We start from the raw sequence: 19,921 nt of genomic DNA, 5'->3' as shown, positions 1-19,921 counted from the left end.
GCAATGCGATTGTGAAATGTTCGCTACATAAATAGTTTTTAAAATATGCCGTGTTGGCAATGGTTTTAAACTTTACATTGCTGGATACGAATTTATAGCAATGGAAATAAGGAGGGTTTGTGAGCGTTGGAGTTGAAAGCGAGCATTGGTCAAAGACTTTTGAGGGGGAGGACTTTTCTGGAGAAGAGTTATCTTCAATTGAGTTCGAGAGCTGCACGTTTATTGGGTGTAACTTCTCAGAGGTGGTTTTCAATCGATGTAATTTTATTGATTGTACGTTTTTAAAGTGTAATTTGAGCATGGCGAAAATGCAGTACAGTAAGTTTTCGGATGTCGTGTTTCGCGACTCAAAAGCCATCGGAGTAGATTGGAGCAAAATAGCATGGCCTAGAATAGTGTTTAACTCTCCGATTAACTTCTACGATTGCATGATAGATGACGGATCTTTTTATGGGTTATCGCTCCCGGAATTGGTTTTGGATAGTTGTGTAGCTCGTCGCGTTGATTTTAGAAATGGAGAATTTCGTAACGCCAATTTTAAGCATACGAACTTCAGTAGTGCGCTGTTTTCTGAAACAAACCTTTCTGGTACAGACTTTACGAGTGCAACGGACTTCGATATTGATATATTTAACAACAACCTTAAGCGCGCAAAGTTTGACCGCTTTGAAGCAATGAGGTTACTGGGAAGTCTGGAAATAGAATTAGTCTAGTGATGTTTTGTTAGCGTATTTTTAATTGTTTAATCAATTAAGGTGTAGAGTCGGCATAATTTGTGGCTCTACACTTTGGCTTTTGATTGATTATTCATCAATTCCGTAGGTTTCATAGATAGTCACTAATTAGTTAGAATCCAAGAACCTTGTCGACGCTATGTTTTATCCTGCGAAACATGATCTCTGCTTTGGTTGGAATGAGCGTTTTTTCTGAGTAGTCTAATGGCTGAACTTGAGGGAGTTCACCGGTTCTCGGGTGCGGAATGGTTTTTATCGATAAGTTGTTCTTAAAGTGGCTGCCTAAAAGATAGGACAGTGCAGGGTTGTGATCGCCAAGTATAGACAAGGCACCTTTAAATTCATCGAGCTGTATACTCGCATTTTCCCATCCATTGGTCTGGATAGACAATTTTAAAATCCGCTGCCTTTGAGGTGAACGGTTGACATTAAATCGATGGTAGAGGTCGCGATTCCACAAGAAACACGTTCCTTTTCTTCCTTTTATATTACAACTAGTTAAGTTACTCTTAAGTGGGCCAGCGTGGTACCTGGGGATGATTTCAAATGAGCCGTGATCTGCATCATTCACATCTGAAAGATAAATATAAATCGAATAAGGTCTACAGCCCCTAACAGATTTTTTACGTGGATCGCTTGGCTCGCGGTGCCAGCCATCCAGCCTGCTTGTAAACTTGTGATGCTGTTTTTGCGCTCCCTCTATTTCAAAGCAACAGCAATGAAAAAACACTGGGCAAGGGTCTAATACACTTATAACGTTAAGCAGTTTAGGTACCATTACTTGACTTAAGATCCCAAGTTCTAACAGTTCATCACTCTCTACGTAGCTGCGGCTTGTTGATGTTCTTTGGTTGAAAATAGGGTCCAGCAGTTTGTTCCATTTGTCTATTGTTTGCCGGGAGTACAAGTTTTGAAATTGTAAAAGCCCATGCTCTTGATACATTGAATGTAAAGCTGTCTCTCTGTTATCCAAAGTTATCATCATTGTCTCCCAGTAATTGCCTGACTTTTAGAGATGTTCCGTTCTCTTTGTTTACGAAATGAATGTTTTAATAAAGCTAATCTCATGCCATAAATGAGCAATAAAAAATATTATTAAATTTCAGTTGTTTACATTTTTTCTTTGGTTTTTTAAGTGGGGTTTTTCAGTTTCTTATTCAATTTGAGAATCAATTTGCAAAGGAAGAGATGTTAATTAGAGCTGGCTACTCAAAGTTGATGATCGGCGTGATTAGAGCGAAATAGAACGTGCTTGGTATGCGGTTTGAAAAAGCGACAATAAAACGGCTCCGATTCATATTAAAATGGGTTAGTTCAGCTATCTTTGTCACATACTCACCGGTAATATCTCTTGACAAAAAGGTGCTATCCCCAAATCATTGCTTATCTTTTATTTTCCTAAAAAAGAGCCATGACATCTTCAAATAATTTTATGTTAAAACTAACCGCGCTTGTAGAGGCTAAGTGGTTCCAAAACTTTTTGATTGCGATCATTTTATTTAATGCTGTTACCTTGGGTCTAGAGACTACACAGTTTGGTAAAGACAATGCTGGACTTCTGCATAAAATAGACTTCGTAATCTTACTGATTTTTACAGTGGAATTAGTACTTAAGCTAACTGTATATCGCTTTAAGTTCTTTAAGTCAGGCTGGAATTGCTTTGACTTTATTATCGTTGCGATTTCATGGGTGCCAGCTGGTGGCGCATTGTCCGTACTTCGTGCATTCAGGATTCTTAGAGTATTGAGGCTATTTTCGGTTGTACCACAAATGCGTCGTGTCATTGGAGCATTGGGTCATTCGTTACCCGGTATGGCATCGGTGATTGGCGTTTTGGGAATCGTGTTTTATGTATCAGCTGTTTTAACTACGAAATTGTTTGGGCAGCACCCAGATGCCAATATGCAAGAGTGGTTTGGTAGTATAGGCGCTTCTGCTTATACTCTTTTCCAAGTCATGACGTTAGAGAGTTGGTCAATGGGCATAGTACGCCCAACGATGGAGCTATTCCCACTTTCATGGCTGTTCTTTGTGCCTTTTATCATCATAACCAGTTTTGCAGTACTGAACCTTTTCATCGGTATTATTGTTGATGCAATGCAAATCATGCATGACGAAGAAGGTAAGCCAGAGCAGGCACTCGCTACTAAAGATGACATCTTACGTGTTGAAGCTAAGCTCGACGCATTGCTAAAGCAGAATAAAGATTAAAAGTATTTATACCGTATTGAAGCCGCGCATTTTGCGCGGTTTTAAAGTTTATTATCTTCATCGAAAAACGCTCCTATTCCATGTCTATTCCGTGTGTAAAGCCTTTGTAGAGGCTGCTGGCCGTATCAGAGAAACTAAATGACTAATGACCGAGCGGAAAACACTAAAAAACCCTCCTGTTGCCAAATAATGACTAAATCTATCGTCCCCTAATACGACTAAATAGTGTGAACATCAATTTTTGAGAACAGATTAATGACAGAGACAATTACTTGGCCGTCTGATACTGATGGAGATATGTTACGTACTCTAGGAGAAAGAGATTTTGACTTCGATACAGTCCATAACATTGAATTTTATGTTGAGTTTGCTGCATGGCCTTTAAGTGAGGTTCAGCAAACTGAAATATCGAAAATATTGCCAGAGGCCAGTTATGTTGAACCAAATGAAGAAGATGAATTGCCTGGTCATGTCCTATTCATCGTGAAAAATAAAGTGACACACGAGTTTGTAACAGAGGAACAAAAAAGGCTGACTAGCATGGTGGCTGAAATAGGTGGATTTTGCAATTCTTGGGCTGTGTGCAGCCCGTGTGGTAGCTAAAGTAACCCCTTTTGAGCAAAAAATTGTTTGTAAGCATAATCATTTATCTCAAACAGCTAATTAATTGCTATATCTTGCACTATCAAAAGTTGTAAAATGGGCCGAAGTGATGAGTGATGCGTCTAAAGCTTGGCTGGCGCACATTCTTAGTAAGTTCTAGTCAAGCTTTTGTATGCCTTGTTTTACGGCGTTAAGTGCACATAAATATGATCAAATTTATAGAGTCCACCCCTTGGTGGTTCTTAATCGTTTTATACATTACAACATTGGTTATTGGCGTTTTTATTGGTGCTCCTATGATGATAGAAGCGTACGATTTATCAATGTCTACTGAAGTTAAGCGACTGTTTGTTTTAATGCCTCTAATTAGAGTTCATTATTTACTTCCGCTGCTAATAATCGCTGCATTTGGACTTAAAGTGGTGAGAAGTAAAAATAACAAACTACTTACTAAGGTATTTATTCTTGCGAGTGTGCTGCTAACTCCAAGTATCTTCTATGGCCTGCATGTGTCTTACATCTATGACCTAACAGGCGCTTAGTCAGCCTGTTCATCTAACACGCAACACACTTGCTTTAGCTAAAAAAGCTAGCAGTGTGTTGTGGAGTAAATTTTTGACGTGGGCAGTTCAAGGTCAAGCAAAGTAAACTACAATTCCCCATTTAACTATATGATTAATATGGTTATAAAATTTTAAATCCCGTCTTTTTCGCGTAAGTGTATATGTAGTCTGCAATCAATAGGCTTTTAGCCTTGGCAAGATTGGCTGAACGACTTGCTTATTTATCAGAATCAAATCATCTCAAAGTCATGGTGACGTCAGGCCTTTTTGACTCGGTTTACCTAGATTGAGTTTAGACATCAGTGTCGCACCAATAAAAATGTTTAACTCTTTGTTCTAAATTATAAAGGTGAACTATGAATCATATTTATATGTCAGCTTGCTTACTAATGTCTTCGATGGCTGTAAGTGGTAGTACTTATGCAAACGAAACTCCTGCGATGACAAAGCTGGACTATTTTGGAGAAACACCGCCAGGTTTAACCCCTAAGCTTTTTGACCCAAAAATAGTATCGCCTGATGGCCGATTTGAAGGGGGGACTTTTTCATCGGATATGAAGGAGTTTTATTTCACAAGAAAAAATGGGAAATATAAAAATCGCGTATTTTTTGTGATTCGGTATGAGAATGGTCGTTGGGGTAAGGAGTCTGAGACTGACATTAGGTGGCCTCAATTTTCTTTGGATGGCAGCATGATGTACGGAGGTAAGTGGTATCGCCAGAAAACAGACGCGGGGTGGTCTGAGCTTAAAAAGCAAGGTGATTTTTTAAAGGAGCAAGGACATGGCGTGTCTATTTCAGCTAAAGGTACGTACTTTTTCCCCTTTTATAAAAAAGAAGATAAGGGCAAAGGGAATATAGGTTACTCCCGTGTAGTCAACGGAAAGAACCAAAACCCAGTTAAACTAGGTCCCCAAATCAATAAAGGAGAATGGATTGCTCACCCTTATATTGCACCTGATGAGTCTTATCTCATGTGGGATGTTGTCCGTGACGATGGGCATGGGAAGTCTGATATCTATATTAGCTTTAAAGACAAAAAGGGCGCTTGGCTCCCCGCTGTTAATATGGGGCCTCTGATAAATACCAATCTAAATGAGAGCTCTCCGCGAGTTACACATGACGGTAAGTATCTATTTTTCTCTCGAGGAGATTGGCATGTACAAGATGATGGTAGCCAAAATTGGGTTGGAAAAAGCTACTGGGTAGATGCGCAAATTATCGAAGGCCTCAGACCTAAATTATAACTTTACACTAGCCTAGGGTACTTGGTGTTAAGTGCCTAGTGCCCTGTGTAATTAGATATCTAATCAATTTTTGAGAGAATATTATGAAGTGTTCGCAGGCTTTTCTTTTAGTCGGTTTAATTTATAGCCAACTTTGTCATAGCGTACAAACGAAACTTGAAGGTCCATACCTAGGTCAAAAGCCACCGAGTTTAATTCCTCAAGCGTTTGCACCTGGAATTGTATCAACCAAAGGGTGGGAGTACGGCGGTGTTTTTACCCCAGATATGAAAGAGTTTTATTTTCTCAGAGAGAGTAAGGCAGATAAAAAACAGGAATTTGTCGTTTTCCAATTCAAAAATAATAATTGGCATGAGTCAATTGTGTCGCCAAGGCGTGGGCAGCCTTTTATCTCACCGGACGGAAAGATAATGCATTTAGGCAAGCGATTTAAACATCGCACAGCAACGGGTTGGTCAGACATCAAAAGCTTGGGACCTGAATTTGACGAGCTTCCTATTATGCGTCTCACATCCTCAATAAATGGAACGTATGTATTTGACGATGCTGATAGAGAAGGCAATGGCATACTTCGTTATTCGCGACTAGTAAAAGGACAGCGTGAAGCACCCAAACCTTTAAGCAAAGAAATTAACACTGGTACATGGAATGCGCACCCATTTATCGCAGCGGATGAGTCTTTCATTATGTGGGACGGCGTAAGAGAAGGAGGGTATGGAAATTCAGATATTTACATTAGCTTTAAGCAAAGTGATGGCAGTTGGGGCGCAGCGATTAACTTGGGTGAAAATGTCAATACAGCTCAATGGGAAGCTGCTGCTGGCATTACACCTGATGGAAAGTACCTGTTTTTTAGTCGCAATACGGGCTCAGAAAAACATCCCAATATCGATATATTTTGGGTAGATGCAAAGGTGATTGAAAACCTTCGACTCAAGCTTTAGCAATAAAACAGAGCGTCGTGCACTTGGGTCTAAGATAAATTTTAGAAAGTTAAGGTTTATTGTCATTTTCCCAAAGGTTAGCAATAGATAGAGGGGGGCAGTAGACTCTTCCCAGACCTTGCTAAAAAAAGCCTGAAATGGCATTCAAGCGATGAATGATACTGAGCGATTATGGCATTAACCCTATGTGCGCTTTTTTTGCAAAACTTGATGCCGCGACAAATCCAAGCGATTGCATTTTTTTAACTTATTTGCTTAAAAAATAAATAAAAACTCGTTTTTTAGTGTATAAAGTTAAAAGATTAGCAGCGCTTGGATTAAAGCCTTTGACATGACGTCCGCTACACACTCTAAAGAGACACTTAAACCAAAGCCGTCGTTGGGCAAACTAAATTATGCGCCCCGCATTATTGGATGCGTATTGATGGCGATTATGCTCATCGGTACTTTTTACAACGACTTTACGTTAACTATTGGTATTTGCATCTTCTTAAATTGCGCAGTATGGCCTCACGTAGCGCGATTGCACAGCAAGCTTTCTGCGGAGCGAGTGGGGGCTGAGTACATAAATTTATACATGGATGCGTTACTTTACGGGATATGGTGTGCAGCAACAGGGTTTCAGATTTGGGTTGTATTTGCCCTTTTAATCGTTAACTCATTAAATAGTTTGATTTTAGGCGGTATCAAAAGATACTACATTAGCACATTGGTTTTAGTCCTAGGAGGTGCTTTGGGTGGGGGCTTTTTGGGGTTCGAATTTGTAGAGCAATCGCCCCTTGTCACTAAAGTGGTAGCTGCTGCAAGTGTTTATCTATACTGTTGCAACGTTGGTTTTTTCAATCGCAAATATTCCGCACAAATCAAACGTTCTCGCGATAAGATGCAAGAACAAAATCAAGCACTCATCGAGGCAAAAGTGAAAGCAGAGCACGCTTCAAAAGCCAAAAGTGAGTTCCTGGCCAATATGAGTCATGAAATTCGCACGCCTATGAATGGTATTTTAGGTGCGTTGCAAATTATTGAACAAGAGCCGCTCAATAACGAATCCAAACATCTAGTGTCAAAAGCCATTTATTCTGCCGATTCATTACTTACGGTCATTAACGATATTCTGGACTTTTCAAAAATAGAGGCTCATAGGTTAGTACTCGAAGTTACGCCGTTTTCAATCAAAGAAGCCGTAGAATCAGTGGTAGCAGATTTATCTGTTGAAGCTCAGAAAAAGGCGATTTCATTGACTGTTAATTTAGAAAAAGATCTCAACTTAGGCTGGTTGGGAGATTCTGTGAGGATAAGACAGATCCTACTCAACCTCGTGTCCAACGCGGTAAAGTTTACCGAATCAGGTGGCATACATATTACTGTGAAGTCAGTTAAATATGAGCATCAGTCAGCGTTATGCATTGTTGTCACCGACACTGGTATAGGAATGGATGAAAAGACCCAAAAATCAATTTTTAATCGATTTGAACAGGCAGATTCTTCTACAACTCGAAAGTATGGCGGTACAGGACTGGGATTGGCAATTTCAGATAGCTTAGTGAAATTAATGGGCGGTGTAGTTGAGCTCGAAAGTGAGATTGGAAAGGGGACGCGCGTATGCGTAACCTTGCCATTGAAGCAAGCTACGTTAACTGACCAAAAGGAAGGAGCCAATACTGAATCAGTACCTAATTTTGATAATGTAAATATATTAATCGCTGAAGATAATGATATTAATCAGCTCGTCATTAAAAAAATGCTGGAGAAAACGGGTGCTAAACTGGATTTGGTAGGCAATGGAAAATTAGCGGTAAGAGCTTTTGAAACTAGCACATACGACCTAGTGCTTATGGATATTCAAATGCCTGAAATGGATGGCGTTGAGGCATTTTCGATAATTCACCAAATTAATGCAGCGGTGCCTGTAGTCGCTTTAACTGCCAATGTGATGCCGCAAGATATCGAACATTATAAAAACTTAGGGTTTGCCAATCATATCGGCAAACCAGTCTCTATGAACGCGATGTACAAAACACTTACACACATTCTTAAGAGATGAAATCGAATTTTAGTGATGATAGATCAAAAAAACGATTATTATAAAACCTTTCCCTTTTTAGGTAAGTTCAAAGAATAAGAATCAAAAATCCACTTGATAGGCCCCCCTCAAAAAAATACAGAGATAGTAATGAAGTATTATAAATATTGGAAAAAAGAAAACTTTACAATAAAAATAGACAACCAAGATGAAGTTATAACGGTCCTTGCGGGTTCAAACATCTCGGTAGAAGACGCTTATAACGAGGCGCGAGAGCACTCTCAAGATATTGAACAAAGAATCGCAGCTGGCGAAGGGAAAGAGTCATATCAAAGCGCGATACGAGAGCATGTAAGCGATATTCTTGATGATGAAAATATTCTTACTGTTTGCCGGTATGGTGCAAAAGTATTAAATACCACTCAATACACAATTTTGGACTTAGATGACTACCCAGCAAGCTTCTTTGACCGATTTAAAGCAATTAGTAAGTTGCCAAGAAAAGCCCGAATCATCGCTAAATTTGAGCAAAATATTAAGAAGTACCCTCAACTCGGGTCAGATTTTAGAATTTATGAAACCGCAAAGGGAATACGTGTAATCGGCAAGAATTACATTGCACCATCTACAAAAGGCTATGTGAAGTTGATGCGAACTTTAGGAGTCGATCAAATTTATATTGGCCTATCAAAAAAGCAAAATTGTTATCGCGCTAGGCTGACACCTAAACCTTATAGAATGAAACACAAAGCAATAAAAATTAGAAGCCCACTTGATTGCGAAACCATTCAGTATAAAGATTGGAAAAGTTCTTATGAAACAGCAGCCGAAAGATACAGTGTGGTGAAGTTAGTGAAAACGCTTGGTACAGACTTCGAAAAGGACTCAGTAATTAAACTTCATGACTCTGTATGTAATTTACAAGCAAATAAAAGGCTTGCCTAGCAAATACCCCCCGCTTATTGCGCTCTAATATTGTTCAATTAAAAAGTAGCACGAATACTGTATAAATTAACAGTATCTGTGCTATTGTACTTCAGATAATCAAAACAACGAAGGATTAGACATGTTAGGTGATTTAGAGCTAACGGCCCCCGCCGATTTTGACTTTATTATTGGAGAATGGAATGTAACGCACCGTCGTTTAAAGGATATTCTGGTTGGCTGCGATGAATGGGTAGAGTTTATAGGGGAATCTTCTACTGTTAAAACCCTGGGCGGGTTTGGGAATGTTGAAGATAATCATCTTCACTATCCGGATGCCAGCGTTAGAGCAAAGGCTATTCGCTCATATAACTCAGCGACGAAAGAGTGGTCTATTTGGTGGCTGGACGGACGTAATCCTCATACATTAGATGAACCTGTCATAGGTCGTTTTTTAGATAACGTGGGTCGCTTTTATGCTCAAGATTCATACCAAGGTCAAGCAATTAAAGTCAGATTTATCTGGAACTCAACCGATCCTGATATGCCGACATGGGAGCAGGCATTTTCTAAAGATAATGGCGAAACATGGGAAACAAACTGGAAAATGACGTTTACCAAAAAGCAATCATGACCCATATAGTGGCGATTGAGGCTTCCACCTCTTATTAAGCGCAATACAAAAGTAAAGGAGTTATATGATGTTTATTGTTCAATTGAAATTTTCAGAAAATAAATCACAAGCCAAAACCTATATGCAAGGGCACAATGAATGGCTCAAAACATGGTTTGATAATGGAATATTTGTTCTTTCAGGTAGTATCCAGCCCAATGTTGGGGGCGGAATTATCGCAATCAACATTACTAGAGAAGATCTCGATGAGATAGTGGCTGGGGACCCTTTTGTCAAAGAGAACATTGTTACACCCGAGATAGTTGAGTTAAGTCCGTCAAAATATGATGAACGTTTAGCATTTTTACTTGATACTTAGCTCATTAGTTTGCCTTATTTACTTGCTTGAAGTAGCGGGTATTTTTGGGTTGTTTGTATAGGCCGCTTGGGTAAAGGTTAAACGGTTATTTGAAAAAGAAAACATGAAATACTTACTGATAATTCTGCTAAGTTTTAGCCTTGTTGCTTGTATTGGGGATGAGCATTTACGAGGGCAGGTTGAACCATCACAAGATGGGAAAACATATTTTGGTATTGTTGATGATAACGGTGGTCGATGTGGTTCTTTGCTATTTGATGGCAAGCCTTGGGATCTTCCACTTAGTGAAGTGGTAGAAATTGAAGCTGGTGAACATACTATCTACTGTGGAGCATCAATTAGTTTCATTGTTCCTGAGGGGGTAGTTTTTAAGTTTGATTACTGGGGCCCATAGGTAATGAACAAACGCATAAACCCAAAAGGGCGCAAATTGCTAGGTTTGCGATCCTTTGTAGTAAGTTTTGCCAAACTACTGTATGTGAGCAGTTAAGCGTTACGACCGTTTGCGTCAATACATATGAAACAGTTAAATTTGATTAAGTCTCAATAGTCAAATTAAGCAGAGCAAGTGGAAGCTTGCTCAATCTTATCCCTTGTCAGTGATTGATCCTTGAATAGCCTCTGCAATTTTTTCAGCAATGTCTGGATCTTTTACGGCGCGCGCCAATGTAACGCCACCAATCATCATTGAGAGTGTGGCCCACGCGTTGTGTTTGGTCTCCTCGCCATAATTTTCAATGCCTCTATTAAAAGTCGCAACGACTTTGAGTAACTCTTCTTGAAATATTGCACGGGTATTGTCGTCAGACCGAGTGACTTCTGGCGTCAAGCTTTGGAGTGCGCAACTCTCACTTAAATCGCTACATCTTTTTTCACCCATATAAAAAAGAACAAACTGCTCGAGCCAATCTTTTCCATGCGTCTCTTGAAACTGAGTAAGCACAGCATCTAACTGATTCACCCCTTCAGTAACAACTTCCTTAAATGCATTAGATTTTGAGCCAAAATGAGCATAAAAAGCACCTGATGTGACGCCTGCTCCATTGGCAAGGCTATTAACACCTGCACCATCATAGCCGTTTTGTCGAAATGTTTGGTGCATGGATGCCAAGATACGTTGATGGGTTTGTTGTTTTTTACTCGCCATAAAAGTGCCTTCTATTTCTTATCAGAAAGACTATAACATTAAAAAATAGTGATCACTATAAAATGTGTTGACAATATAGTGATCACTATATTATTTTTTATAGCGATCACTATATTTTAACTGATGGACATAGATAGGAGATAGGATAATGCCACTTACACTTACATTGACTGAGGGAGCGCTTCCAAATGGAGCCGAAAAGGTTGCTATTGAAAAGATTACGAATGCGATGCTGAAATGGCACGATTTGACAGGCAATGAAACCATGAAATCAAATATCACAGCTATGGTTCAAGTTTTGCCCAAAGCATCGACATTTTCGGGAGGAAAGGAATTCACGGGAGTTTGGGTTGAATGGAAGGTACCTTCATTTGCCTTTATTGAGCGTGATGTGCAAATTGGTTTCGGTATAGATGCGACAAATATAATTTATGAATTATCTGGTGAAAGGCAACCAAAAGAGAACATTTACATCAATGTTGTACATGCAGTAGATGGCAGCTGGAATTTCAACGGCAATTCCATGACAAATGAGCAGATCTTGCATGCCATTTCCTTGGGTTAGTTAGCAGACTGGAACTAAGTCAGGTATTTGAGAAGATATCCTCATAACTTGCAAAAGGCCTTTAGGCGATTGATGGTAAGAATCGTTTTTTGAATGTAAGCATTCTTATCATCTTTCTTTACTGTTGGTGTTAACTAAAAAAGGACACAATGAATCGCATTTTCCTCAAAATGTTTGACCTGTCTATTGGTATAGGGATTAAGGTAGCGCTTTAACTCCAAGCTATCGGAAATTTCAATGCCCAAGAATACAGAATTAGATGACCTCACGTTCCTAAAACAGTTTAAGGAATTGTCGTTAGACCCAGTTTATTTTGACCATATCGGCCACATTCGCATTGCCTGTTTATACTTAAACAAGTACTCAGAAGAAGAAGCCAACACAAGGGTTTGCCACGATATTAAAGTATATGCAGAGAGTTTAGGGGCCAAGGATAAATTTAATATCACAGTAACCGCTACATTAGTCAAAATAATCGCCCGACGCATAAACGTGAGTGAGGATAACTCTTGGAAAGCATTTATAATTAATAACCAAGACTTAGTAACAAATGCTATCGGTGTTTTGGCCGAGCATATGTCAAAAGAAAGAATGTTCAGTGCCACCGCAAAAGTGCAGATCCTTACACCAGATCTTAAACCCCTGTAAAAGTGTGCAGTTCACTCTTGAGGAGAGCGTCATGTTATCTGTGACTGAATTAGCGAGAAAGTGTGATATTTCACGCACCACAGTTTTATATTATGAGAAAGTTGGCCTGTTATTGCCAAGTAGCAGAGACCCGAATGGATACCGCAGGTATGGCGATAAAGAAGAGACAAGACTGAAAAACATATTAGCGTACCGTGCGTTTGGGATGCCAGTTGCTGATATTGTCCAATTGCTTAGCTGTGGAAATACTCAAGAGCAAGGTACGCTTTTGCGGGAGCAGTTTCACTGTTTAGCACAACAAATTAACGCTCTAAAGAAACAGCAGCAAGCTATTGTGGTGATGCTACAAGAACCTGAGCTTCTTGAGGAAAAGGTGTTAACGAAATCTCGGTGGGTAGAGATCATGGTATCTTTGGGATTCAGCGATGCTGATATGATCGAATGGCATCGAAATTTTGAACAAATGAAGCCACACCAGCATCAAGCATTTTTAGCATCCTTAGATATTTCCCCTAAAGAAATCAAAGCAATAAGAGCGCTCTAAACGGCAGCCGCTTATTAATTGAAAAATGGCCAGTCCACACGACCATAGTTACGCCATATTGACTGCACAAATGCAGGTGATAAATACTGCGGATATAACTGGTTTTTGCTAGCTCAACAGGGTTATTTATTACATGTTGCTTAATAAGTTTTATCTAAGCTTGGTAAACACGAATGGTATTGTTGTTATTTACGGCACGGATCTGCCGAGTTGGAAAGGTCATTGATTATTTTTTCTCAATTGATTAGACGTTACTTATGTTTGTTGGGTTGAGGACATTATTTCTGATTACTTTGGTGCGAGCAACTGAGATGGCTTGAATTTTTTCATAAAATTTAATAAATATAAATAGTTAGAAACTTAATTGTGCTATAGATGAAGTAACCTAGTCTGCCTCCATAAAAATAACAAAGGTGAAATGACGATGAGAAGAGAAAGGAGGCAAGGTGATATTGTATATGTCGTATTTACGACTGTATTGGTGTATTTCCTGTTTAAGATTACCTTGATTTTTTCGATAGTACTAGATCGAAAAAACCGCTGCTTGAGTTCTATTTGGGAAAGTACAAATGCTTATTTTAACCCCTATTGGACATTTCTAATTTTAGCGATTTTAAGTTGTGTATGGTTCTTTTATAGTAGCCTGAAGCTCAAATTACAGTTCGGAAAAACAACCTATTTACTTATCGTTGTTGGCCTTACTTTTTATTATTTTTGGTTCAAAGGCTTTTATGGTCTTTGGTTATTTTTACAGTATGAACAGCAACAAATTTCTCAGAAAATGTTCTTTGAAAAAACAGGAGAACCCGAAAGGCTTAACTTATATGGCGTGCATTTAGATAAAAATAGGCGATGTATTCAATAATGTAATCAATCTTTTTTCGAAATATAAATTTAGAGGGAACTTATATGAGGGGGTTTTATTTAATACTCGCCCTGCTAGGGCTTTTCATACCATATAGCGCATTTTTACCCTGGTTGCTAAACAATGGTTTGGACATTTCTCTTTTGCTTGACACCGCAGTGTCAAACCAAGTTAGTCAATTTGCTTGGCTAGATGTACTTGTATCAGCAGTGGTACTAATAGGGTTTATTTTAGTTGATGGCCATAGAAAGCAAATTAAGCATAGATACCTCGCGGTATTTGGGACTGTGACAGTGGGGGTGTCTTTTGGGTTACCTTTGTATCTGTATTTGAGAGAGAAAGCGGAAGACGAAATATAAATTGTTGCTCGCCAATAAGGAATATTCGAGTTTTTAGATAGCTTTTCAAGGTGATAGATTTAACCAAGGAAGTGATAGATGTCAGAAAATAAACTAAGGGCGATACTTTCATTTTCTCCACTTATTTTTATTAGCTTTTTTAAACCAGATTATGGCCATGAATTCTTCGAACTACTTTATACGCTAAGTTATGTTGTGAGTTTGGCGATTGGCACTGTATGCCCAGTTACTTTGGTTTTTAAAATCAGAGCTAAGTTCAGCAAGATAATTTTTGGAACTCTCGCTCTATTTAACATTCACCTTATTATCATATTGCTTCTGAATCACTTTGGAGGAGCATGTTGAAACTTACTAATTTTAGTCACTAAAAAGGTTTAAAATGCCAACAAAAGAAGTACAAAGAATTATACGTGTAGACCATGCCGGAGAGCGAGGTGCAATCTGCATCTATAGAGCACAGCGCTTTATAGCTCAATTGTTTTATAGGGATTTAGTCAAACATCTCGATGAAATGTTGGCACATGAAAAAGTGCACTTCGATACATTTAACACATGGCTTAGGGTAAATCATGTTAGGCACTGTTATGCGCTTTGGCTTTGGTCATTAGGTGGGTATTTACTTGGTGGAATAACCGCTTTAATGGGTAAAAAAGCAATATGGGTATGCACTCAAGCAGTTGAATCGACAGTCCTTCACCATCTAGATTGGCAACTAGAATACTTAGAAGTTCATGACCAAAGTGCCTTTCAGGCTGTCATAAGTATTAAAAAAGACGAAGAGGAGCATTTAAATTTAGGTGTAAATCTTGGTTCGAATTCAATCATATATTTACCAATACGATTGGTAGTAAAATCTTCAACCAAGTTTGCTATTTGGTTGTCCACTAAACTGTAAAGTCATATCAGGATAAATGTGGTGTGATGACTTTTATCTTTATGTGTTTGTAAAAGACCTAGGTTTTATACCAAGTGGTTTGTAAAAATTTATCCATAAACTCAAATCCCCCTTTAAAAAGCAATGCTATATCTAGTCATATTAATAGAGTTGTAAAATAATTTTTTTATATGGTTTTTGAATTATTTTTATTTTTTAAAGGTTTATGTATGAAATAATTAATAATCGAGGTTTTAATTCTGTTAATTTTGTGTGTTTTTTGTTTTATTTTGGTTTTTGTGATGTTTTTATTCTCTGGGTTTGTGATTTTTGTGAACTATTTTTAATCTGATTATTTTGTTTTTTGGCTTTGAAATTTTGTATGTTGTTGTTATTTAATGTTGTTAAATTTATTTTGTTGATGTTTTTGGGTTGTTATTTTCGTTTCTTGCATTGATGATTTTTAATGTTTAAATTGCGTTCGTTAAATTTATTAACATTAAAAATAAAATATAAATATAAGGAAAATAGAAATGAAAAAATTACTTACTTCTGCTGCAGCTTTAGCTATGGGTCTATCATTCAATGCACTTGCTGGTGGTAACACGACAACAGGAACTATTGCTAGCGTTTACGTTAACAACAGTTGGACGATGGTACACGCGCCGGATATTACAGGTAACCCTGACAACTGCGCTGGGACTTCTCACTATGCGATTGTGCCTTCACATCCTAACTATGAAACAATGCACGAAACGTTAATGGCGGCTAAGTTATCGAACAGTAAGGTAAGATTTTGGGTAGAAGGCTGTTCAGGACAAAATAGCAAATACCCAAGAATTGTTAGCATTTGGTTGTACTAATTGGTAAGTGGGTCTTACGTTAATTGAAAACTCAAAGACCAAGGAATAAGCAATTAATACACTAAAGGTTAGTACATGATAAAAAAACTAATAACGTATTCAAGTGTACTGTTTAGTATGAGCACATTAGGTGCGTATGCATCTCAAGTACCTCAAGTACAACAAACACAAGACACATACTTAATTGACTCAGGCGAAGGTTACTCTGTGTATGAAGTGTCAGGCACCGATTATCAGACCTACGTATCGAGTTTACAAAGGCAAATGTCGAGCGCAGCATTAAATGTGAGCTCTCAAGAAATGTCGGATACGCCAAGCAGCGCAGACTATCAAGTTGCAAGCCAAAATGTTTCTACTCAGGCTTATGTATTTGATAGCCTAGTTGGTGTGATGAATTCTGACTTACCTTATTCTCATAAGCTAGATATTTTATCTGACTATGATGTAACACCAAACGATGCTCTTGATAAGGTTGAAATTGGTCTTCTGATCGTTGATAAAAACCAAGCTGACTATCAGTTAGGCAATGGGCTTGCGTTGAAATCTGCTACTTTACAAAATGGTGAAGTAACACCTTTTGGTTTTTGTAAAAAAAGGTGGCATAACAGAACTAAAGCAGGCAGCTTTTCGCTAGCGTCTTTATCTGATTCTTATGACAAAGGGAATCTGAGCTTTAATGTAGATTCTGGTATTAGCGGTAATATCAGCTACGAGCTCAGCTATAAATACAAAACCAATCGTTGTTCTTTTAAAGTGCCATATAAGCACTCTATAACAGGTTTTAAAGCGAAAGGAAGCTTGCATTCTAATGGTGGCTCAATTTCGATCAATGGTACCGTTATCGACACCACTCAGAATATGCTATTTGATGAAAGCTTACTCAATGGTGGTATTGATAAAGAGCTAGACTTTTGGGTCGGTCCAGTGAGAATCGTGTGGTCACATGAGTTCGATCTGCGCGCTAGGCTTGCTGGCGGAATCAGAGTTGATGCTCAAATGGGATTAAACTTTGATGTAAACGGTAAATATCAATTTGACTTCAAGTGTGACATGGTTGGTGAAAACAATTGCTACAATGCAAGTGAGACAGTCAATACTTTTGAAGCTAAATTGAAAAACCCAACGTTAACAGGTGGCGTATCGGTACGAGCTCGGGTTCAACCTGAAATTGCTGCTGTGTATACGCAAAGAGCTGGTATTTACTTAAAGGGCCTTTCACCAGTTAGGTTAACACTTGATACCTTTTTATATGGCTATGCTGAATTGTGGGCCTACTACGGAAATTCCTGTGGTGATGGTAACTATGACGGCGTTAACGAGGTAATTGGCGGTGCGGCTATTGACGCGGGTGTTGGTGTTGCCGGTAAGTTTAGCTGGCGAGTGTTTAGTAATCGCAATGAAGAGCCACTTAAAATCAAACTTTTAGATGGCTGGATTGAAAAAGAACTAGATGGTCGTGGTGAGTATATGGCTATTCAGAAAAGTTTATACTTTGATGAATTAATAGAGTCAGATGCTTTTTTACCGGTTGTTGATGCGCCTGATGTCATCCTATCTGGGGACAACAAAGTGAAAGTGGCTATGAGAAGTTGCTTCCCTTACTCGTCACCTATTACTTATCAAGTAATGTTTGGAGACGGTACAACAAAAGAGGTAACCGGGAGTCCGTCGGGTGTCTTTGTGGATCATACTTTTAATGACTACGTAAGTTATCCAATTACGGTAAAAGCACTAAAAGATTCTGAGAGCAGAAACTTCAGGTCGATTAGCTCAACAAGAGAAGTAACAGCCTCTCCGGATGGTATTACAACTTTTAATCCAGTTTATTTTGTAACAGTATTATAAGCTTCAATAATCTACTGTTAGCATACACTAACAATAAAACCTCAGTAATGATTTTTAGCATCGTTGCTGAGGTTTTTATGCGAATTCATTACTAATCATATAATCTCCATTACCGATTTTTTATTTCTAAATAATTGTTCGGCAATCATTAAAAATAACTTATTGCTGTACATCTGCAAGGTTGATGTTCGTTATTTTTAATTTAAAATCCTCCAATTTATATAGTGGAGAGTTTTTTTGAGTAATAAGAATGAAAGCAATATTTTAGATGGTGTAAAAGAAGTTGGCAGCTCTGGAAGAAGACGCTTCTTAAGCGCTGGGGCGATAATTAGCGCTGCGATACCAGTTGGGGTAGCGACCTATTCTACAGGACTGGAAGCGTCAACAGGTACTAGTAATATACATTTTTTCAAAGCGCTATCTGATGCGCTTAACAGTCACCAACTGAGTGAAGGTGACACCGTATTTATTCATCAAGCTACAGCATCTATTATTTCACGAAGCTCATCGACTTATTATCGAGTTGTGTATTCAAATTATACATCACCGAAAAGTGTGGAATTACATCCTTGCAACGTTAATAGCGAATTGGCACTTTTACTTATGCATGGAGATTGTATTAATTTAAACCAAGTGGCAAATCCAACCAATATCAATAATGTCAGTAATTTATTGATAACAGGGGATAGTATTACAACGGGTGGCGTGATTGATATTCCAATTGGTAAAAATAATGTTAGCTCAAGAGCATATTTTAGAGTAGACGGCCACAACAACTTTGTAAATAGAACTATCCTAGGGAGTGGTAAAGCAGCGAGTGCACTCGATTTTAGTAAAGCGAACGGGGCTGATAGTGGTGTAGTTTTTGAACCTGGTGTTTTTTACTCACTAAGAGATCTAGCTGTGTATAACTCTAAAAGTGATGGCGTAGCGCAATTAGGTGGAGAGTTTACGTTAGACCAAACTACCGGTATTGCTTGGAACCATGCATATTTTGCAGATCTTAGAGTATCTTACAATGAAGGTGATGGTGTTAGCTCTGGTCGTGGTTTCTTGGGAACATATAGTAGAGTATTTGCGTCTCATAACGCCGGCCATGGGTTTAACATGCAGGGGTTACACACTTCTTTAAGATTTGATAACTGTTATTCAGCAAGAAATGAAGTTGGGTATAAAATTAACCAAGCTTTTTATAGCTCTATCGGTAGTTGTGCATCAGACCTAAATAGCCAACATGGTTATGAGATATCAAACAGTCATTCGTTGGATATAGCAGGCTCTGGAGCAGAGCATAACAGGAAGTCAGGTTTCTATTTGACAGCTTCAAGCACCAGTGGAGAAAACAAAAATATCAGCTTGAACAGTGTTTTTGGATTTAACAACAATTCGGCTAATCAAGGGTTTGCGAATCTTCTTCACCTTAAGTCGGAAGGTGGAAAAGAAAATACAGCTACGTTAATTAATAGTGCCTCAAAACAGTCAAATTCTGCACACTTAATTGAAGACGTTATTGTGGATGGAGAAGGGGCTTACTTAGTTGAAGGCTTTAATGATCTGCCAAATGGTGTTAGATCTCAGCGGGGTGGCTATATTCAGCACTTACCCAAGCACACTGTAGTGCCCAATAAAAGTGTTACCTCACCGACAGCGATTTGCCGGCTTTTGTCTCCCCAAGGACACAGCAGCGCCTATGGTGGAGAATTAATGATACAAGCTTCAAATGGCGACCCTGCAAGCAGTTTGAATAAGAATACTGCGTTATACAAAATTGCTGTGTGCAAATCAGACAATACGGTATTTGTTGAACAGCAGTATGCTCTAGGACGTATCGAAGGTGCAGGAAGAAGTTGGCCATCATTTAGTTGGAGTGTAGAGAATGACCAACTAATCGCAACACCTATCAATGCGGCCAATGGTCAGTTTTACTTTGAGGTTTTAGGTACGGGTTTTGTGAAGACAACTAAATAAA

21 protein-coding genes are annotated in these 19,921 nt (G+C 38.6%); 19 read left to right on the top strand and 2 right to left on the bottom strand.

Features of this window, described 5'->3' with window-relative positions:
* Window positions 1-119 precede the first annotated feature (119 nt).
* Window positions 120-713, top strand: a complete 594-nt coding sequence (locus tag N475_RS03985) for a pentapeptide repeat-containing protein (protein WP_063359712.1) — start codon at window positions 120-122, stop codon at window positions 711-713.
* A gap of 133 nt (window positions 714-846) precedes the next feature.
* Here the strand turns inward: N475_RS03985 and N475_RS03980 are convergent, their stop codons facing one another.
* Complete coding sequence (locus N475_RS03980; RefSeq protein WP_155731022.1) at window positions 847-1,719, bottom strand: phytanoyl-CoA dioxygenase family protein; 873 nt, start codon at window positions 1,717-1,719, stop codon at window positions 847-849.
* A gap of 426 nt (window positions 1,720-2,145) precedes the next feature.
* Between N475_RS03980 and N475_RS03975 the strand changes: the two genes are divergently transcribed.
* From N475_RS03975 to N475_RS03930, 10 genes are all read left to right on the top strand, one after another.
* A complete protein-coding gene (locus N475_RS03975; RefSeq protein ID WP_063358986.1) occupies window positions 2,146-2,946 on the top strand; it encodes an ion transporter in 801 nt (266 codons plus the stop codon).
* A gap of 255 nt (window positions 2,947-3,201) precedes the next feature.
* A complete protein-coding gene (locus N475_RS03970; RefSeq protein ID WP_081216080.1) occupies window positions 3,202-3,549 on the top strand; it encodes a ribonuclease E inhibitor RraB in 348 nt (115 codons plus the stop codon).
* A 206-nt stretch (window positions 3,550-3,755) separates the two neighbouring features.
* Window positions 3,756-4,091, top strand: a complete 336-nt coding sequence (locus N475_RS03965) for a hypothetical protein (RefSeq protein WP_063364715.1) — start codon at window positions 3,756-3,758, stop codon at window positions 4,089-4,091.
* 377 nt (window positions 4,092-4,468) lie between these two features.
* Window positions 4,469-5,359: a PD40 domain-containing protein gene (locus N475_RS03960; protein WP_063364714.1), complete on the top strand. Its 891-nt coding sequence runs from the start codon at window positions 4,469-4,471 to the stop codon at window positions 5,357-5,359.
* Between the two features lie 83 nt (window positions 5,360-5,442).
* Entirely contained in the window at window positions 5,443-6,303 is an 861-nt protein-coding gene (locus tag N475_RS03955) for a TolB-like translocation protein (RefSeq protein ID WP_063358983.1), read from the top strand.
* Window positions 6,304-6,634: 331 nt separating this feature from the next.
* On the top strand, window positions 6,635-8,347 hold the full coding sequence (locus N475_RS03950; RefSeq protein WP_081216079.1) for an ATP-binding protein: 1,713 nt from the start codon (window positions 6,635-6,637) through the stop codon (window positions 8,345-8,347).
* Window positions 8,348-8,476: 129 nt separating this feature from the next.
* A complete protein-coding gene (locus N475_RS03945; protein WP_063358981.1) occupies window positions 8,477-9,271 on the top strand; it encodes a hypothetical protein in 795 nt (264 codons plus the stop codon).
* A 121-nt stretch (window positions 9,272-9,392) separates the two neighbouring features.
* A complete protein-coding gene (locus tag N475_RS03940; RefSeq protein ID WP_063358980.1) occupies window positions 9,393-9,884 on the top strand; it encodes a hypothetical protein in 492 nt (163 codons plus the stop codon).
* Between the two features lie 64 nt (window positions 9,885-9,948).
* Window positions 9,949-10,242 carry a YciI family protein gene (locus tag N475_RS03935; RefSeq protein WP_196765640.1) on the top strand — a complete coding sequence of 98 codons (294 nt, stop codon included), beginning with the start codon at window positions 9,949-9,951 and terminating at the stop codon, window positions 10,240-10,242.
* A gap of 103 nt (window positions 10,243-10,345) precedes the next feature.
* Complete coding sequence (locus tag N475_RS03930) at window positions 10,346-10,636, top strand: hypothetical protein (RefSeq protein WP_063358978.1); 291 nt, start codon at window positions 10,346-10,348, stop codon at window positions 10,634-10,636.
* Window positions 10,637-10,828: 192 nt separating this feature from the next.
* Here N475_RS03930 and N475_RS03925 read toward each other — a convergent pair whose 3' ends face one another.
* The gene (locus N475_RS03925; protein WP_063358977.1) at window positions 10,829-11,389 is read right to left on the bottom strand and encodes a TetR/AcrR family transcriptional regulator; all 561 of its coding nucleotides are present in this window, start codon (window positions 11,387-11,389) and stop codon (window positions 10,829-10,831) included.
* A gap of 148 nt (window positions 11,390-11,537) precedes the next feature.
* On the opposite strand from N475_RS03925, the gene N475_RS03920 reads away from it, so the two are divergent.
* From N475_RS03920 to N475_RS03875, 8 genes are all read left to right on the top strand, one after another.
* Window positions 11,538-11,954 (top strand): hypothetical protein, encoded by a 417-nt coding sequence (locus N475_RS03920; protein WP_063358976.1) that lies wholly within the window; start codon window positions 11,538-11,540, stop codon window positions 11,952-11,954.
* 237 nt (window positions 11,955-12,191) lie between these two features.
* Window positions 12,192-12,602, top strand: a complete 411-nt coding sequence (locus N475_RS03915) for a hypothetical protein (protein ID WP_063358975.1) — start codon at window positions 12,192-12,194, stop codon at window positions 12,600-12,602.
* Between the two features lie 31 nt (window positions 12,603-12,633).
* Complete coding sequence (locus N475_RS03910) at window positions 12,634-13,146, top strand: MerR family transcriptional regulator (RefSeq protein ID WP_063358974.1); 513 nt, start codon at window positions 12,634-12,636, stop codon at window positions 13,144-13,146.
* 909 nt (window positions 13,147-14,055) lie between these two features.
* Window positions 14,056-14,370 (top strand): DUF2834 domain-containing protein, encoded by a 315-nt coding sequence (locus N475_RS03900; protein WP_063358972.1) that lies wholly within the window; start codon window positions 14,056-14,058, stop codon window positions 14,368-14,370.
* 379 nt (window positions 14,371-14,749) lie between these two features.
* Window positions 14,750-15,265, top strand: coding sequence for a demethoxyubiquinone hydroxylase family protein (locus tag N475_RS03890; RefSeq protein WP_063358970.1), 516 nt, complete (start codon window positions 14,750-14,752; stop codon window positions 15,263-15,265).
* A gap of 512 nt (window positions 15,266-15,777) precedes the next feature.
* Entirely contained in the window at window positions 15,778-16,107 is a 330-nt protein-coding gene (locus tag N475_RS03885; RefSeq protein ID WP_063358969.1) for a hypothetical protein, read from the top strand.
* A 75-nt stretch (window positions 16,108-16,182) separates the two neighbouring features.
* Window positions 16,183-17,952, top strand: coding sequence for a hypothetical protein (locus N475_RS03880; protein WP_063358968.1), 1,770 nt, complete (start codon window positions 16,183-16,185; stop codon window positions 17,950-17,952).
* A 237-nt stretch (window positions 17,953-18,189) separates the two neighbouring features.
* Window positions 18,190-19,920 carry a hypothetical protein gene (locus tag N475_RS03875; RefSeq protein WP_063358967.1) on the top strand — a complete coding sequence of 577 codons (1,731 nt, stop codon included), beginning with the start codon at window positions 18,190-18,192 and terminating at the stop codon, window positions 19,918-19,920.
* Window position 19,921 lies beyond the last annotated feature (1 nt).

It is taken from the genome of Pseudoalteromonas luteoviolacea DSM 6061, assembly GCF_001625655.1.
In the GTDB taxonomy this organism is placed as follows: domain Bacteria; phylum Pseudomonadota; class Gammaproteobacteria; order Enterobacterales; family Alteromonadaceae; genus Pseudoalteromonas; species Pseudoalteromonas luteoviolacea.
Note: the sequence above shows the minus strand (reverse complement) of the source record. Positions and strands in the feature narration are given on the sequence as shown.

What these genes read in the sequence shown, in the direction of transcription:
- N475_RS03980 (WP_155731022.1), bottom strand. Translation starts at nt 1,719, where the DNA reads ATGATGATAACTTTGGATAACAGAGAGACAGCTTTACATTCAATGTAT.
- N475_RS03975 (WP_063358986.1), top strand. Translation starts at nt 2,146, where the DNA reads ATGACATCTTCAAATAATTTTATGTTAAAACTAACCGCGCTTGTAGAG.
- N475_RS03970 (WP_081216080.1), top strand. Translation starts at nt 3,202, where the DNA reads ATGACAGAGACAATTACTTGGCCGTCTGATACTGATGGAGATATGTTA.
- N475_RS03965 (WP_063364715.1), top strand. Translation starts at nt 3,756, where the DNA reads ATGATCAAATTTATAGAGTCCACCCCTTGGTGGTTCTTAATCGTTTTA.
- N475_RS03960 (WP_063364714.1), top strand. Translation starts at nt 4,469, where the DNA reads ATGAATCATATTTATATGTCAGCTTGCTTACTAATGTCTTCGATGGCT.
- N475_RS03955 (WP_063358983.1), top strand. Translation starts at nt 5,443, where the DNA reads ATGAAGTGTTCGCAGGCTTTTCTTTTAGTCGGTTTAATTTATAGCCAA.
- N475_RS03950 (WP_081216079.1), top strand. Translation starts at nt 6,635, where the DNA reads ATGACGTCCGCTACACACTCTAAAGAGACACTTAAACCAAAGCCGTCG.
- N475_RS03945 (WP_063358981.1), top strand. Translation starts at nt 8,477, where the DNA reads ATGAAGTATTATAAATATTGGAAAAAAGAAAACTTTACAATAAAAATA.
- N475_RS03940 (WP_063358980.1), top strand. Translation starts at nt 9,393, where the DNA reads ATGTTAGGTGATTTAGAGCTAACGGCCCCCGCCGATTTTGACTTTATT.
- N475_RS03935 (WP_196765640.1), top strand. Translation starts at nt 9,949, where the DNA reads ATGATGTTTATTGTTCAATTGAAATTTTCAGAAAATAAATCACAAGCC.
- N475_RS03930 (WP_063358978.1), top strand. Translation starts at nt 10,346, where the DNA reads ATGAAATACTTACTGATAATTCTGCTAAGTTTTAGCCTTGTTGCTTGT.
- N475_RS03925 (WP_063358977.1), bottom strand. Translation starts at nt 11,389, where the DNA reads ATGGCGAGTAAAAAACAACAAACCCATCAACGTATCTTGGCATCCATG.
- N475_RS03920 (WP_063358976.1), top strand. Translation starts at nt 11,538, where the DNA reads ATGCCACTTACACTTACATTGACTGAGGGAGCGCTTCCAAATGGAGCC.
- N475_RS03915 (WP_063358975.1), top strand. Translation starts at nt 12,192, where the DNA reads ATGCCCAAGAATACAGAATTAGATGACCTCACGTTCCTAAAACAGTTT.
- N475_RS03910 (WP_063358974.1), top strand. Translation starts at nt 12,634, where the DNA reads ATGTTATCTGTGACTGAATTAGCGAGAAAGTGTGATATTTCACGCACC.
- N475_RS03900 (WP_063358972.1), top strand. Translation starts at nt 14,056, where the DNA reads ATGAGGGGGTTTTATTTAATACTCGCCCTGCTAGGGCTTTTCATACCA.
- N475_RS03890 (WP_063358970.1), top strand. Translation starts at nt 14,750, where the DNA reads ATGCCAACAAAAGAAGTACAAAGAATTATACGTGTAGACCATGCCGGA.
- N475_RS03885 (WP_063358969.1), top strand. Translation starts at nt 15,778, where the DNA reads ATGAAAAAATTACTTACTTCTGCTGCAGCTTTAGCTATGGGTCTATCA.
- N475_RS03880 (WP_063358968.1), top strand. Translation starts at nt 16,183, where the DNA reads ATGATAAAAAAACTAATAACGTATTCAAGTGTACTGTTTAGTATGAGC.